The 15,504-nt window shown below is 40.8% G+C and carries 12 protein-coding genes; 9 read left to right on the forward strand and 3 right to left on the reverse strand.

Features of this window, described 5'->3' with window-relative positions:
* The first annotated feature begins 190 nt into the window (after positions 1–190).
* Entirely contained in the window at positions 191–1,915 is a 1,725-nt protein-coding gene (poxB, locus tag GQR39_RS10810; RefSeq protein WP_165735605.1) for a ubiquinone-dependent pyruvate dehydrogenase, read from the forward strand.
* A 244-nt stretch (positions 1,916–2,159) separates the two neighbouring features.
* Here poxB and GQR39_RS10815 read toward each other — a convergent pair whose 3' ends face one another.
* The 3 genes from GQR39_RS10815 to GQR39_RS10825 form a co-directional block, all read right to left on the reverse strand.
* A complete protein-coding gene (locus GQR39_RS10815; RefSeq protein WP_076924234.1) occupies positions 2,160–3,386 on the reverse strand; it encodes a threonine/serine exporter family protein in 1,227 nt (408 codons plus the stop codon).
* A gap of 116 nt (positions 3,387–3,502) precedes the next feature.
* Positions 3,503–4,732 carry a glycosyltransferase gene (locus GQR39_RS10820; RefSeq protein WP_165735606.1) on the reverse strand — a complete coding sequence of 410 codons (1,230 nt, stop codon included), beginning with the start codon at positions 4,730–4,732 and terminating at the stop codon, positions 3,503–3,505.
* A complete protein-coding gene (locus GQR39_RS10825; RefSeq protein ID WP_165735607.1) occupies positions 4,729–5,724 on the reverse strand; it encodes a LacI family DNA-binding transcriptional regulator in 996 nt (331 codons plus the stop codon). Before GQR39_RS10825 ends, GQR39_RS10820 begins: the two co-directional genes overlap by 4 nt.
* A 165-nt stretch (positions 5,725–5,889) precedes the next feature.
* Between GQR39_RS10825 and GQR39_RS10830 the strand changes: the two genes are divergently transcribed.
* The 8 genes from GQR39_RS10830 (at position 5,890) to GQR39_RS10865 (ending at position 15,491) form a co-directional block, all read left to right on the forward strand.
* Positions 5,890–8,352, forward strand: coding sequence for a prolyl oligopeptidase family serine peptidase (locus GQR39_RS10830; protein ID WP_165735608.1), 2,463 nt, complete (start codon positions 5,890–5,892; stop codon positions 8,350–8,352).
* Between the two features lie 71 nt (positions 8,353–8,423).
* Positions 8,424–9,041 carry a LysE family translocator gene (locus GQR39_RS10835; protein WP_165735609.1) on the forward strand — a complete coding sequence of 206 codons (618 nt, stop codon included), beginning with the start codon at positions 8,424–8,426 and terminating at the stop codon, positions 9,039–9,041.
* Between the two features lie 304 nt (positions 9,042–9,345).
* Positions 9,346–10,068, forward strand: coding sequence for a hypothetical protein (locus tag GQR39_RS10840; RefSeq protein ID WP_121955191.1), 723 nt, complete (start codon positions 9,346–9,348; stop codon positions 10,066–10,068).
* On the forward strand, positions 10,068–10,970 hold the full coding sequence (locus GQR39_RS10845; RefSeq protein WP_165735610.1) for an LPP20 family lipoprotein: 903 nt from the start codon (positions 10,068–10,070) through the stop codon (positions 10,968–10,970). Before GQR39_RS10840 ends, GQR39_RS10845 begins: the two co-directional genes overlap by 1 nt.
* Before the next feature lie 8 nt (positions 10,971–10,978).
* Positions 10,979–12,109 (forward strand): hypothetical protein, encoded by a 1,131-nt coding sequence (locus GQR39_RS10850; protein ID WP_165735611.1) that lies wholly within the window; start codon positions 10,979–10,981, stop codon positions 12,107–12,109.
* Complete coding sequence (locus GQR39_RS10855; protein WP_121955188.1) at positions 12,106–13,473, forward strand: hypothetical protein; 1,368 nt, start codon at positions 12,106–12,108, stop codon at positions 13,471–13,473. The genes GQR39_RS10850 and GQR39_RS10855 overlap by 4 nt, the downstream gene beginning before the upstream one ends.
* A gap of 9 nt (positions 13,474–13,482) precedes the next feature.
* Positions 13,483–14,778 carry a hypothetical protein gene (locus GQR39_RS10860; RefSeq protein WP_165735612.1) on the forward strand — a complete coding sequence of 432 codons (1,296 nt, stop codon included), beginning with the start codon at positions 13,483–13,485 and terminating at the stop codon, positions 14,776–14,778.
* A complete protein-coding gene (locus GQR39_RS10865) occupies positions 14,778–15,491 on the forward strand; it encodes a hypothetical protein (protein WP_165735613.1) in 714 nt (237 codons plus the stop codon). The genes GQR39_RS10860 and GQR39_RS10865 overlap by 1 nt, the downstream gene beginning before the upstream one ends.
* Positions 15,492–15,504 lie beyond the last annotated feature (13 nt).

Raw genomic sequence — 15,504 nt, forward strand, 5'->3', positions numbered from 1 at the left:
ATGGGGGCGCAGCAAACCTAGGAGTATCGTTTGTTAGTAAAGTCTCAGTAGCAATATATCTATCATTATCAAAATATTTAAGCTAATCGATTCTCAATAATTGAGCGCATTTCGAAACGATGACTTACTTGATAGATCAGAGGCGAAAAATCAATTTACAGAATAACTGAATATTTAGGAGTTCTATATTATGAGTCAAAATATCGCAAGTTTTATTACTAAAACCCTTGAACAAGCTGGCGTAAAACGTATTTGGGGAGTAACTGGCGATTCACTTAACGGCATTAGTGAAAGTCTGCGAAAAATGGGAACAATTGAATGGCTAGGTACGCGACATGAAGAAGTTGCCGCATTTGCAGCCGGTGGCGAAGCGCATTTATCAGGCGAGCTTGCAGTGTGCGCGGGTTCTTGCGGCCCAGGTAATCTTCATTTAATTAACGGCTTATTTGATTGTCAGCGCAATAATGTACCGGTATTAGCTATTGCCGCACACATTCCTTCATCTGAAATTGGCAGTAGTTATTTTCAAGAAACCCATCCGCAAGAATTATTTAAAGAATGCAGTGTATATTGTGAAATGGTTTCGAGCCCTGAGCAAATGCCGTACCTGTTAGAAACCGCAATGCGACAAGCAATATTAAATAAAGGCGTGAGTGTACTTGTGCTACCTGGCGACATTGCATTAAAAGATATGCCTAAAGCTATCAAACCAAAATGGAACGTTCCAAAGCCAGCAACGTATACCCCCGCTTTATCTGATATTGAAGCAATGGCGACTCATCTTAATAAAAGTAAAAAAGTAACCTTATTGTGTGGTGCTGGTTGTAAGGATGCCCACGACGAAATTGTTGCGCTAGCCGAAAAATTACAAGCACCGATAGTGCATGCCATGCGCGGTAAAGAATTTATTGAGTACGATAACCCTTACGATGTTGGTATGACTGGGTTTATTGGCTTTGCGTCGGGCTATCATGCAATGCAAGAAGCCGATACGTTATTAATGATTGGGACTAGTTTTCCTTATCGTGCTTTTTACCCTGAAAATACCACCATATTGCAAATTGATAATCAGGCTGCGTCACTCGGGCGACACGTGCAAATTGATTGTGGCGTGTTAGGGGACACAAAAAATTCAGTGACCACACTGCTTGATTATATTAAAGGTGAACGGAGCAGTTCACACTTAGAAAAAAGTGTTAAAAACTACAAAGAGTCTCGACAAGATCTCGATGAACTAGCCAGTGGAAAAACCTCGCAAAATTTAATTCACCCGCAATACCTAACGCGTTTACTCAACGAGCAAGCGGCTGACGATGCTGTTTTTACTTGTGATGTAGGTACGCCAACAGTGTGGGCTGCGCGTTATTTATCAATGAATGGTAAGCGTCGCTTAATTGGCTCGTTTAATCATGGCTCTATGGCAAATGCGATGTCGCAGGCAATGGGGGTTCAATCTGTTGATAGAGACCGCCAAGTCATTGCAATGTGTGGTGATGGTGGCTTTTCGATGTTAATGGGTGATTTAATCTCACTTAAGCAGCTTAATTTACCAATAAAGATTGTTGTTTATAATAATCGCTCACTCAGTTTTGTGGCTATGGAAATGAAAGCCAGTGGATTTTTATCAAGCGATACTGATTTAGAAAACCCAAGTTTTGCTAAAATTGCAGAGGCCTGTGGATTAAAAGGGATTCATGTAAGCGACCCTGAAAAATTACCATCGGCAATGAACGAGATGATGAATCACTCAGGACCTGTTGTTTTAGAAGTCGATACAGCAAAACAAGAGCTTTCAATGCCGCCGCAAATCAAATTAGAGCAAGCAAAAGGCTTTAGTGTTTACATGATGAAAGCGCTGATAAATGGCAAAGGTAACGAGATTGTAGAGCTTGCCAAAACTAACTGGTCACGCTAGTTAAGTTACTTCCCTATTGAGTATTTTTGCTCAATAGGGAAGTGTAAATTAGAAGTAGGATATGATTAAAATGGAAGGTTTTTTAGTATAGTGTTGGAATCACTACGATGCTTTTGAGCTCACTCAAGTGCGATGTAAAGAGCTAAAACACTTAGCATTGGCATCAATTGCTACTTGGCAGTTGTTTTAGTTTAACGTTTCACTCGCTTTACTCAATCAAAGTAAAGCGAGCGCTCAGTATCACTTACAAACTCTTTTTAGGCGGTAGGGCGACGTTTGCAAATATTAGTCCTGCAACAAGCGACATAAATATTAAAAACGTTTGTTGGCCTATGTGTTCTGCGTATATAAAGTCTTGGCCTTCAATTAGTGAGTTTAAGCCAATATAGGTTTTGCTACCTGGTACTAATACAATTAAGCCTTGCATGGCCACAATAGAGGCTGGCGCATTAGCAACGCGGTTAAACAAGTTACTAAATATACCCACCGATAAAGCACCCACAAACGTCCCTAACGTGTAATCAAGATACATAGCCGAGCCAATACTGGTGCCATACGCTATAAAGCCTGATGCAATAGACCAAACCGCATGCTTAAGTTTGGTTCTAAAAATCACGATTAAGCTGCTACAAAGTAAAAATATAGCCAGCCATGCGGTCCATTTTGGTAATGGCTCAGGTTGTACAAAGTCGGCTTGCCCAAAGAGTGCAAAGCCAATACCTATACCAATGAAACCACCAAAATACAGTTTAAACAACAGCATAAACGAGTCCATTACCCTTGCTGTGCCCGACACTAAATGCCGCGCTGCAAGCTCTGCTAAACCAAGCGCAAGTGCTAAACCGGGTATAAATACAATAATGGCCGAAAGTACCACCAAGCGTATATTTATTTCAGGCGTTATATAAACGCTTACTGCACATGCAAGTACTGCTGATATTATGGCAACTAATGGCTCAAGCATGTGAGCTACGCGTTTTGAGCGACCAGACCAAAGCACAAACACATAAACGACTAAAGTAAGCAGCGATGACCAAATAACATCAGTCCAGCTAGTACCCATTAACATAGCAAACGCACCACCAGAAGTTGCAAAGGCAACGCCCGTTGTTAATTTATTATATGGGTTTGGCATCACAAAAATTGCGTCTAGCTGCGCATCAACTTCTTGTAAACTTAGCTTGTCGTCAAGCATTTGGTTTACAAGGTCGTCGGTGTCGGCAAGTGAGCCTAAATCGTGATCGCCAGGGTCTACACGTGCAACGTGGGTGTACTCATCTTCGTGGCCATCGGTCCAAATAACAAACGTTACAGAGGTTGGCGACATAACAAATGACGATTTAAGTCCTAAGTAAGTAGCCACTTCCATTAGGTGGGCTTCTAGGCGGTAGGCTGGGGTGCCATACTTGTGAAGCATTTTACCCAATTTAACGATAAATTTGCGTTTTTCTGTAAAGGTTGCAGTTTTCAAATCTTTTTGGACCAAATATTGCGATAACTAAGCTAAAAATATAGACAATACAGCTAAAACTGCCCACGTTTGATGGGCGCGATTTTAAACACTAATTGGTGTGTGTCTAGTCATTTTTAATCTAATTTTTTATTTTTTTCAGCTATCCATTGCGACATGTATTGAGTGCTGCGCATTGTATGATGTTTGAGCATTTTGCCTGTGAAGTTTTTTTCGCGATGAGCGCTTAAATCGCAACTTATTGAATCAATTTTTTTAATTAACGCTGCGCTTAATTGGGCTTTATCGTACAGCGTATTAAGGAGTGTATTACCATCTTGCTGCGCTTGTTTAAAGTCACTTTGATTGTTGTGCATTTCAATGGCAGCGTTGGCAAAGTCATCGGCTGTGTTGGCTATTTTACCAGGCCAAGGTAAATCGTTATGCATGCCCTCTGCGCCAATGTTAGTGGTAACGCTGGGTGTTTGCATAATCATGGCTTCAAGCAATTTACCTTTAATGCCTGCACCAAAGCGCAGTGGAGCTAGACATACACGCGCACTTTGCATTACATCAAACGCATTATCGGCCCAGCCTTTTATTAAAAAACCGGTTTTAGGGTTATTTAATGCCGTGGCTTTTGGTGGTGGGTAAGAGCCATAAATATGTAGTTCTGCTTTTGGGAGTTGCTTGCGAATAAGTGGCCATATTTTTTGTAAGTAAAGTACAGCATCCCAATTCGGCGCGTGTCTAAAGTTACCTATTGTCATAAAGTGCTGGCGCTGCTCAAACGTTTTTGTACTTGTAGGCAGTGAGCTTAAATCAACCATAAACGGTAAATGGTGTAATAAGCTTGGCTCTATTTTAAATACGCTATTTAGCAGGCTCATTTCATAACTTGAAATAATTAAGCTCAGGTCGCAGCGTAAAATAGCGGCAATTTCGCGTTTTGCTATGTCTGAGTGTAAATCGCTGGTTGTAAAGTCACGCTCACCTTTAAACGCTTCGTGGCGAGCGTTACGCAGGCACTGTAAATCTTCGGTATCGAGAATTTTAATTGCGTGTGGGCAATGTTTATCGACGCGCCAGCCAAATTGTTCTTCCATCATAAAACGGTCAAACATTACTATATCTGGATTATAGGCTTTAACGTATTCGTCAAAGCTGTCGCAGTTTAATGCAATGCTTTGGCTGGTTATGCCGAAGTCGTCAAGGTTTTCCATGTGATCGGTGCGCTGCGCGGGCGTTGCAAATTCAACGTCCCAGTTTTGCGCTCTAAATGCATTTAATAACGACATCATGTGCGTTCCCGCAGCAGACGAATTTGGCTCTGGCCATACGTAGCCAATTACCAGCACTTTTTTCATTGGCTAGAATCTCTAATTTGTAAGTTTACATTTACCAGTGTTTTTACTGGCGGGGCTGTATTTTGTAGTAGCTCTTGCAGTATTAAAAGACACCGCTTGGCTATATCGGTTGTACTTATAGCCACGGTGGTTAAGTGATCATTTACAACCGCGCTATTAGGAATGTGGTGGCAACTCACTACTTTAATACAGTGATGTGTTAATGAGTTGGTAGCGGCAATAACACCTTGAGCAATAATATCGTTTGCACACACCACTGCGTTTAATGTTGGGTTGTGTTTATATGCTTCCATAAATGCATTTTTAGCGCTAATGGCTGTGTTTACTGCGCAGTGAATGGGTGCTAATGGTGTAATGCTGTGCTGCGCGCAAGCGGTATTAAAGCCACTTTGTAGTGCTTGTGAATCACTTAAAGTAAGTTCACTGCCTATAAATGCAATGTTTGTCACGCCTTGTGAGAGCAAATGCATACTGGCTACGTGGCTGGCTTTTTTATAGTCGGGTAATACGCAAGGAGCTGCGCTAAAGGGCACTTCGCTCATTACGGTAATTACTTTGTGTTGCGCGCTGAGCGTATCAAGCCATTTGGGGCAAGTATTAGCAACGGGGCAAATAATAAATGCAGCAGCGTTGTATTCTTTTAAGTTTTTAACTGCGTTTGCTTGTAGTTCAAGATTATTATTACTGCTTACAATCATGGCTTGTAGGCCGTTGTCGTTTAACAAAAGTTGTAGGCTGGTAGCAAGGTGTGCCATAGCTGGGTTAGTTAAATCGTTTATTACTATGGCCACTAAGTTAGAACGCTTTGAGCGCATAGCAGCGGCATCACGATTATAAACGTAACCTAGCTCATCAATCGCTTTTAGTATTTTTTGTTTACTTTTATTGCCCACTTTATCGCTTTGGGTAAGTACCAAGGATACGGTTGATTTTGATACACCAGCACGCTCTGCAACATCAAAAATGGTGACTGATTTGGCTTTGTTATGCATTGTATTTTAAGTACCGCAGTGGTGAATAAATAGCGCTGTAGTTTAGCTTAATCAGCACTATTAAGTCATCTTTTAGAGGTGTTTAACTTACCTTAATACTTTATGAACAAAGCAAAACGTGTTTATATACGCTTATAAGAGTAAAAATAACAAAAGGATAAAAACATGAGCGCTTTTAGGCTGTTAGTTGCCTTTATTTGTTGTGCGGCATTAGTACCAACAAGTTACGCCGAGCAGGGCTATCAAACCCCATCACCTGAACTTGCAGCATTGGTTGACGCTAAGTTAGCACCCACTAGTTACTTATCGAGCGATGGCCAGTGGCTAGCGCTTTTTGAACGCAAACGTGTAGTAACCCTTGATGAACTTGCAAAAGAAGAGCTTAAGCTTGCTGGTATTAAGCTAAACCCCGCTAATTTTTCGCGCTCTCGTGTGAGTGCCAAATTTAGTGCCGTGGAGCTAAAGCATGTTCAAAGCGGGTCGGTTATCAGTATTAACAACTTACCTAATGGCATTATTCGCTCACCTAAATGGTCATCTAATAGTAAATATTTAGCCTTTGTTGTTGAGCAACCAACCCAAGCCAACTTATGGCTTTACAGCGTTGAAACCAAACAAGCAAAAGAGTTAACTAGTGCTGCGTTAAATTCGGTACTAACTGCCTCACCATATAAATGGCTGCCAGATAGCAGCGCCATTGTTGCAAATCTTGCTGTTAATTTTGGTAAACCAAGGCTTGAAAATAACAGCCAAAATGTAGTGCCTGTTATTCAACAAAGTACTGGCGAAAAAGCACCAGCACGTACTTACCAAAATTTATTAACAAGCCCGTTTGATGAAGCACAATTTAAGTTTTACGGTCAAGGGCAATTGGCTTACATAACGCTTGATGGTAATACTCAAGCAATAGGTAGCCCTTCTTTATTTAAATCATTTTCGGTATCACCTGATTCTACCAATATATTAGTCGCCGGTATTAATGAGCCGTTTTCGTATCAAGTGCCTTACAGCCGCTTTGCAAGCACGTGGCAAATATGGGGCATGCGCGGCTATGCATTAGCAGAGCTGGCAAAACAACCACTTGCCGATAACATTCCACAAGGTTACGACAGCGTACGCACAGGCCGCCGTAATTTTGAATGGCGAGCCGATCAGGGCGCTGAAGTTATTTGGGCCGAGGCGCAAGATGGCGGCGACATGAAAACTGACGTTGAGCATCATGATTATGTTTACAGCTTGCGTGCACCATTTAAACGCGAGCCTAAATTATTTGCCAAAGTAGAACGCCGTTATGCAGGAATGGAGTGGGGCAACGAAAACGTAGCAATGCTGACAGACTGGCGCTTTAGCGATCGCCAAGTACGTACTTACATAGTACAACCACGAAATGCCGACAGAAACCGCGTTTTGTTTTCAGAGCGTAGTTACAACGATGCGTATAAAGATCCAGGTAATGCAATTTACGAGCGCAACGATTTAGGCGCAAACGTGATTAAAATTGTAGGCGGGCGTTATATTTACCTGCGCGGTAATGGTGCTTCAGAGCAAGGTAATGTGCCGTTTTTAGATCAATACGATGTTAAAACAAATAGCAGCAAGCGTTTATGGCAATCAGAAGCGCCATACTACGAGCGTGTACGCGCACTGCTTGACGACGAAGGTGAGCGATTTATTACTATTCGTGAATCTAAAACTGAGCAACCTAACTTTTTTATACGCAATTTAGATAACGACACGCTAACGCAGTTAACGACATTTGAGCACCCGTACCCTGCATTTAAAGGGGTAACTAAAGAGCAATTACGTTATAAACGCGACGACGGTGTTGATCTTTCGGGTACGCTTTATTTACCACCAGGGTACGATAAAACACAAGGCCCGTTACCTGTGCTTATGTGGGCTTACCCACTTGAATACAAAGATAAAGCCGTAGCATCGCAAGTGCGCGAATCGCCTTATGCATTTACCTACATTGGCTATTGGGGTCCTATGCCTTACCTTGCCAAAGGGATTGCCGTGTTTGACGACCCTAAAATGCCAATAGTGGGTATTGATGGCAGTGAGCCAAACGATAACTTTAGAAAACAGCTAGTATCAAGCGCGCAAGCAGCTGTTGATGTATTGGTTAAAAAAGGCATTGCTGATAAAGATAAAATTGCCATAGCAGGGCACTCGTATGGTGCATTTATGGTTGCTAACTTATTGGCTCATAGCGATTTATTTAAAACAGGTATTGCTCGTAGTGGCGCGTATAACCGCACATTAACACCGTTTGGTTTTCAAGGAGAAGAGCGTGATTTTTGGCAAGCACAAAGTGTGTACGCTAATATGTCGCCGTTTTTTCATGCTGAAAAAATTAACGAACCAATGCTGATGATCCACGGTCAGGAAGATCCTAATTCTGGCACTTTCCCAATGCAAAGTGAGCGCATGTACGCAGCCCTAAAAGGTTTAGGTAAAGATGCTCGCTTAGTAATGCTCCCATATGAAGCACATGGTTACCGTGCGCGTAAAAGCTTATTGCATGTATTGTGGGAACAAGAACAGTGGTTAGATAAGTATTTGTTAAATGATACAGCAGAGCCAGTAGAGGTTATTACTGAACCCTTGGTAAGTGATGGGCAATAGTAATAAACATGAGTAAGCAACAGCGCGGCTACTTATAGCCGCGTTTTTGCTTTTAATATGAGAGTAAATTAATGATTGATGTAGCAGCACTTGCGGTTTTTATTCCTACCTTCTTTTTTGTGTCGATAACGCCAGGTATGTGTATGACCCTTGCCATGACACTCGGTATGAGCATTGGCGTGCGCCGCACATTATGGATGATGATAGGCGAGCTGTTAGGTGTAGCAAGTGTTGCTATAGCTGCGGTATTAGGCGTTGCAAGCGTAATGCTAAATTATCCGGATGCGTTCGCTATTTTAAAGTGGGTAGGCGGTGCGTACTTAATTTATATTGGCGTTAACATGTGGCGAGCCAAAGGAAAAATGTCGGTCGATACCTCAAAGCCAATTGACGTAAGTCGGAAGTCGCTATTTACCCAAGGTTTCGTAACCGCAATTGCTAACCCTAAAGGGTGGGCGTTTATGATCTCACTATTACCGCCCTTTATAAGTGTTGAGCATGCAGTAGCCCCTCAGCTTTTAGTATTGCTTGGCGTTATAATGACCACCGAGTTTTTAAGCATGTTGGCTTATGCAACAGGCGGTAAAAGCTTACGTTTATTTTTAGCCCGTGGCGATAATATAAAATGGATGAACCGTATTGCTGGTAGCTTAATGGTTGCTGTAGGTGTGTGGTTATCGTTGGACTAATTATTCAAGATTAATAATAAATGTGGTTGAGCAATATTTGTACAGTTTGCAAGGTTTTTTATATAAAACTAAATAAATAGAGCTATCATACAAAAATGAGACAAAAGTATTAACTTAAGCTGAACGCCTTGTCGTGGTTACATTTGTTTGTTTTTTTGTTGCTGGTAATATAAATTTATTAATTTTCCGTGTTGCATTTTTTTACAAATTCGGTAATTCTAATCTCATATTCAAGGAAGAATGAATCAAGTCAACTGCTTAGCTTTGTGCTTTCTTGCCTTTTTAATGTATAGGGAATTACCTCATGAAAAAAGCTATTCTATCCGCACTTATTTTCGTACCTCTTTTTACTGGTTGTGTTTCAACAACCGATACTAGTACTTCTGCTAATTTAGACCGCAATACTGCAGTTGCTGAGTTGACTACTCGAATGGATACACTTGGTTATTTTCACCCGGTGGCTGTACAGGTAGGTATTGACGAATTTTTAAATATGTCAGCTATTATCCTTGAGCGTCAACGAAAAGTTATGGGTGAATACCGCACTCAAACTGATAACTACCGTGATGTACAAGCCTTTTTATATGCCCATCAAAAGTCGACACCAGAGCAACTTCAAGCTGCAATCGAAGAGTTTGACGCAGGAGCAAAGAATAAAGATGAAGAAATTGGTTATAAAATAGCAGCTTATAACTTAGCGAACGAAGGTATTTATCAGCAAAATGTTGAACTTGCGACTGATTTAACGGTAGAGATTGCTAAATCTGCTTATATTTTAAGCCAGCACAGCACTGTCATAGCCAAAGTAACAGCTTTAAAAATGGGTGGAAATCTTGTCAATTCATGGCTTTCAAGCGATGAAGAGAATGCTGAGCAAGAAGAGGATCCTAAAGATATAGGCACAGCTCTTATTAAAGCAAAAGATCAACTTGCGTTAGCGCTTGAAGCAAACGAAATTATAGAACTTGAGCAAGCCACAATTACTGCAATAAATGAGTTACAACTTGAGCAAGAAGCGAAAGGTTAATGAAAACAAGCATTTTTGCTTTTTTTATAGCATGTGCTTTTAGCTGCTCAGCTCAAAACTGGCCAGATTGGGTAACTCAACCGCAAAAAAGTGATGAATATATTACTGCGGTTGGGATTGGTGAGAGTCGCTTAGCTGCAAAGCAAGCGGCTATAGCCGATATTACTACTCAACTAAGCGTTGATGTAAGTACGCAGCAATTACAAAAGCTCATACAGCAGGACAACCAAGCAAGCAATTATTTTGAACAAGCAACAACCTTAACTAGTTTACCGTTTACATTAACTGGACTAGAGGAGTTAAATACGCTTGAGCAAAATAACTTATTTGCTTTAAAAATGGGAGTTAAAAAATCGGCTTTAGTTAAAAACCTAAAATCTGATTTATTAAAACTTTCTCGTATCTCTGCGCCAAAAAATGACAACGAACAGCGTTTCATTTGGGCACTTAAAAATAGTGGAGGTCTTGATGTTGCGGCAAAAAAGCTAGCAGTATTAGAGCTCCTTTCTGGGCCTAAGCTATTAATTCAATCGACTTTAAATAATTTATTGAATGAGCAAGCAAAAGCATTAAATGCTGTTTCTTGTGATGTGATCGGTGCTAATAATATTAGCGAAATTAAATCAGCACTAAATAATGCACTCCCACATAGCGGCGATACACGTTTATGGATGCGTCCCCAAATACGTTGGCAGTACGCCAAATCTAATAATAATTATTCAGCCAAAGTTATTTTAACTCTAGCGCTTACGCGAAGTTCAAGTCCTTTCAAAGTATTACTACAACAGGATCTTTTTGCGCAGGAAAGTGCCACGACACAAGAAAATGCAAAACAAAAAGCGATTAACAATTTAATACAACAACTTAAAGCGCCTGCTAGTCAGTGGCTGTTCGATATTTAGGAATGGTAATGAAATTAATAAAAAACTTAACTCTATCAGCATTTACACTCGCCTTATTAGCAGGTTGTAACTCTTCACCTAAACAAGGAAGTGCTACACAATCAGGGTTGGTTAGTAACAACGCCTCGAATACCGTAATAGCCAAAAGTGCTTATATATTTAATGACGCGGATATAGCTATGCCTGCATATTTTGATACCCAAGGTTTAGAGCGTTGCACGTTTGATGCAAATACAGAAACAGATAGTTGTCCGCTTAAAAAACCAATTGTACGCATGTACTTTGATTTAGCTGGTGTAAATGGCAGTGGTATTGGTGTTGATGCTATGCGCGAGTTTGACAACCAAAACTTATTGCTAATGCTCGAAAATCAATTTGCAGGAATTAATCGCTTTAGAATAGTAACGCGTGATGATGATGCTATTTCAAAGGAACAACAATTAATTTTACAACAGCAAGGCGTAAAAACAGCGGCCAAACGTGCCGAAGTTAAAGCATTAATCCCCGATTTTGTGGTAAAAATTGATTCATTAAGAACACTAAAAACTGAAGGCGCGATTACAGATTGGGCCGATTACACATTAGAGCTAACAACCGGTGTGATAAATCCGCAAACACGTGAAAAGCTATCGCATCCTAATTTAGGAAAGATTCGCGTTAAATCTGAAGATGTACGTGATCGCTCGGAGTTAAAATTTACGACTGTAAGCGGACGCTACGTCGCAGGTTTTCACTTTGATCAAAGTGCTCATGTAAATGCAGTACTCAGCGATATGGGATCGCGTGGTATTGATATTTTGCTTACCCGTATGTTGAGTGAAATGCCTGCCACAGCGCAAGTTTTAGGTATTAAAGGGAACAAAATTAGTTTAGATAGAGGTCAAAATGCAGGCGTACTTCCTAACGAAACAATGATAGTTTTTAGCTATGAGGCAGGATTTGTTGAACCGATTGGCGTTGCGAATGTTAACCCTTCGCGTAGTAGTGCAAATGGTGAAATTATTCGTTGGAAAGACTCCGATGCAGCAGATGATGTTAAAAACAAAGCTGAAAATGGTATTTATCGACCGTCAAATGGTACAAAAATATTTGCTGTATCGGTCGGTACTCCCGCTGACTTTTTGGAGAGCCGTACATGATCAAAAAGCTTGGTTTATTAGCATTATGTTCCTTGAGTGCGCAAGCTCAAGTGGATGTATTGTCTGATGGTACGCTACAAACACAGGCATGTGCATATGGACGAGGTAGTACGGCTATTTCGGGTGCAAAAACCCAGGCTAGTGCTGAGCTTATAAGTTTTATTAAAGGTAATAAAAGCCTAACAACCCAAAGTGCGCAGCAACATTTAACAACAAGTTTAGATAATGATGCCGCCAGCTTATATGAGCAACAACGGACTATGATGATGGAAGGTTTGAGTGCTGGTGCCGTTCCTTTAAATTACTCAACGCCTACACTCAGTGGTAACGACACATGCATGACTGTAAGCCTTAACCCGCAAGAGTTAGGAGAGCCGCAAGAGCAAAGCTGGCAACAAACCACTCAAAATATTAGTGTGACAGTAATAGGCCAAGGCTGGAAAAAAGAAGGTAAAACAGCACTGACGATTGCAGAACAAGATGCTTTGCAACGTGCTGTATCGCAAGTTGTAGGTGTGTGGCTTACTCAGCAGCATACGCAATCATCAAGTACAAGTATGAATATTGTTGACGGTAACGAATCAACAAACATACAAGAGTTAATAGGGCAACAGCTTTCGAGTCATAGTGAAGGGCTTGTGAAAGAATGGCAAACCCTGCAAACCAGAGAACTGCAAAATGGTGGTGTGGAAGTCACCGTTATGGCTGTTGTAGAAAAAGCACCACTTATTCAAAAAGCATCTAAATTACTGAGCATGATTGGTTCACCTAGAGTGCAAGTTATTGCGCCTGAACCATTAAAAACAGAACTAAAAGTTTGGTTAAACGAGCAAGGAATTGAAGTTGGTAACGCGGCTAGTTTAGTTATTTATGCAAAATCTGAAGTGATTAAGCGCGCTAACAACAGACAACTTTATTTAAGTGCTGACGTTAGAGATTTAGCTGGAAACATTTATGGTCAGTGGAAAAACGATCCTTCATTTATGTCGTTGCCTAATGCTCCTTACGTAGAAAAAGATTTAATGGCAGTACATTTGGCGAGCGAGTCACAATCAAAAGCGCTTCATAAAGCCCTTAATAATGCATTTACTCAAGTAGTTGCAAGAGGGGGCTTGGTTCGTGAAGTCATGTTGCCAAGCAATAAGCTAACGCAACCAGAAAAATTGCATGATGTGTTAAGTACGTTAGGTGGCGTAAGCGATATATCTATACATAAACAGCAAAAATATACCGTAGCAAGCCTGAGATTTAAAGGTAGCACCGGGGAACTTGCTCATGCGCTTGATCAGGCGTTAATGACAATAACAGCAAAAAGCCTTTCAAAAATTACAGTCGAAGACGACTTTACACTCAGGTACAAATAAGGATAGATGATGAAATTAAAAATATTAACATTAGCAATGGTTTTAGCTATGCCTGCAATCGCAGAGGAAGAATTTAGCTTAACAGATATGATACCTGCTCGCCCAGGCGCGCAAGTAGTGGGTGCTGAACAAGCCGAAGTTTCTGGCGATGTAGTGGTTGCAAAAGATACAAGCGTTGCAGTTGCTGTTGCTCATCAGGCACTGATGGATGACAACGAAGACGGTATTAAAATGATTCAAGTTGGTAGTGGCACCGGTATTTTATCTATTGGTAGTGCTAGTTATAACACCTACGAAAATATGAATGCGACTTTGCTGTCTAAACGCGGTGCTTATAATCAAGCTTATTTAATTGCGAAAAAACAATTAATTGAAAATATGAAAGGTGTTGAACATCAATGTAGCAATGTAGTGTCTGCAAGAATGGATGTTATTGATACGGGCGTTGAAGGTACGGCAAACGAACAAACTAATATGATGGAGGCGTGTAAAGAGTCTGTATCGGGTTCGTTAGCGGGCTTTGTTACTTATGACGTTTACGACAACATTGATGATAAAGGCGTACGTGTAAGCTTAATTTCAACGCCTAAAACACGTTCACAAATTAAAGGTAATCGTGGTGCCGTAGCGGTAACTACTGAACCGAATGTAATTTTCCAACAAGTAATCAGTGATGTTAAAAGTGGTGTTTTACCACCGGTTGGCGCCAAAGTACTTACTAACGCTGATACTGGCGAAGTTATCGTTTTAGGTTATGGCTCTGCAATTGCACGTCAAAATAGAAACAGCAATGTTGCTCGTAAGCTTAAAGGCGTTGCTAAATCGCAATCGCAAACACGTGCGCGTTCTGCGTTGCTTGCCACTATTCAAGGTGAAAAAGTGTATTGGCAAGGTAGTTTTGACGAAAAGCAAATGGAAGGTACTAAACAGTTTGAGTACGATGACCCATACTTAAATGATCCGCAACAAGTAGAAATTCTTGAAGAAGATCGCAGTACGTTTTTAAATCAATTAAAAACATCTGACGATTATTCAACCGTTGCAAAAGGTAAATTACCACCTGGTGTAAGTGTTAAAAGTTTTGCAAGTGATGATGGATTTTGGCAGTACAGCGTAGCTGTTTATGCGCCAAGCTTAGAGGCAACGGCACGCAAAGCAGCTAAAGAGATGGAAGGTAATAATGGCCAAACTGTTAACGGTGTAAGTCACTACGGCCACAAAATAAAAGCACACGGTGGGTTAAACGAAAAAGCGGCTAACCCCCAAGGTGCATCAGGTAAAGTAGCGAGCGAAAAGGAACTTTAATGCTAGCACCTATTTTAGCGCTTTCGTTGGTGGCTTCGGCCACTTTCGACTCAGAGCAAACCATTGAACAACAAACTGCTTTTTTTAAAAGTCAGGCTAATGGTCAATACGCCCGAGTAATGGCGTTAAAATCGAGTGCAAAAAATGCGCTTGAGCAGGCATGTCGAAATGCATTGACCTTGCCTGATCGTCGTATTATTAAAAATACTTTAGCTAATAAGCTCAATATTACTTTGCCAGAGTCGGTAAGCTTTATTGACGCTGAAATTACGGACTATGAGCAAGAAAAACAGCAAGAATGGTTAACTTGTACTGGTGTTGTAACACCTGCCGCGCAAGATATTAACGAAGCTGGACTTGCCATTAGAGCGGCTTGGCAAGTTGGTAGCCAAAAAGATAAAGCAAACTTACGCCCTTTATTGCAAGTTGCATTGAATCACCCTACAACGATGTCTGATGCAGTAGCATTAGCAGCGGATCAATCGCCAGAGGAGCAACGTTTAAGCTATCTCGATAAATATTTAAAAGCGAGTGAGCTAAAACTCGACGAAGCGAGAGCCTCAGTTGCACAAACCTGGTTTGTTAATAAGCGCTATAAGCAAGTAATTTCGTTAACCCGGCGATGTGAAAGCATAGACTGTAAGCGTTTAAACTTAGCTGCTCAAACTGAATTTGATAATCTATCTGCTGATGATTTAAGTAGTTATTTTTAATTTTATAGGGATA

It is taken from the genome of Pseudoalteromonas sp. C8, assembly GCF_011378685.1.
Taxonomy (GTDB): domain Bacteria; phylum Pseudomonadota; class Gammaproteobacteria; order Enterobacterales; family Alteromonadaceae; genus Pseudoalteromonas; species Pseudoalteromonas arctica.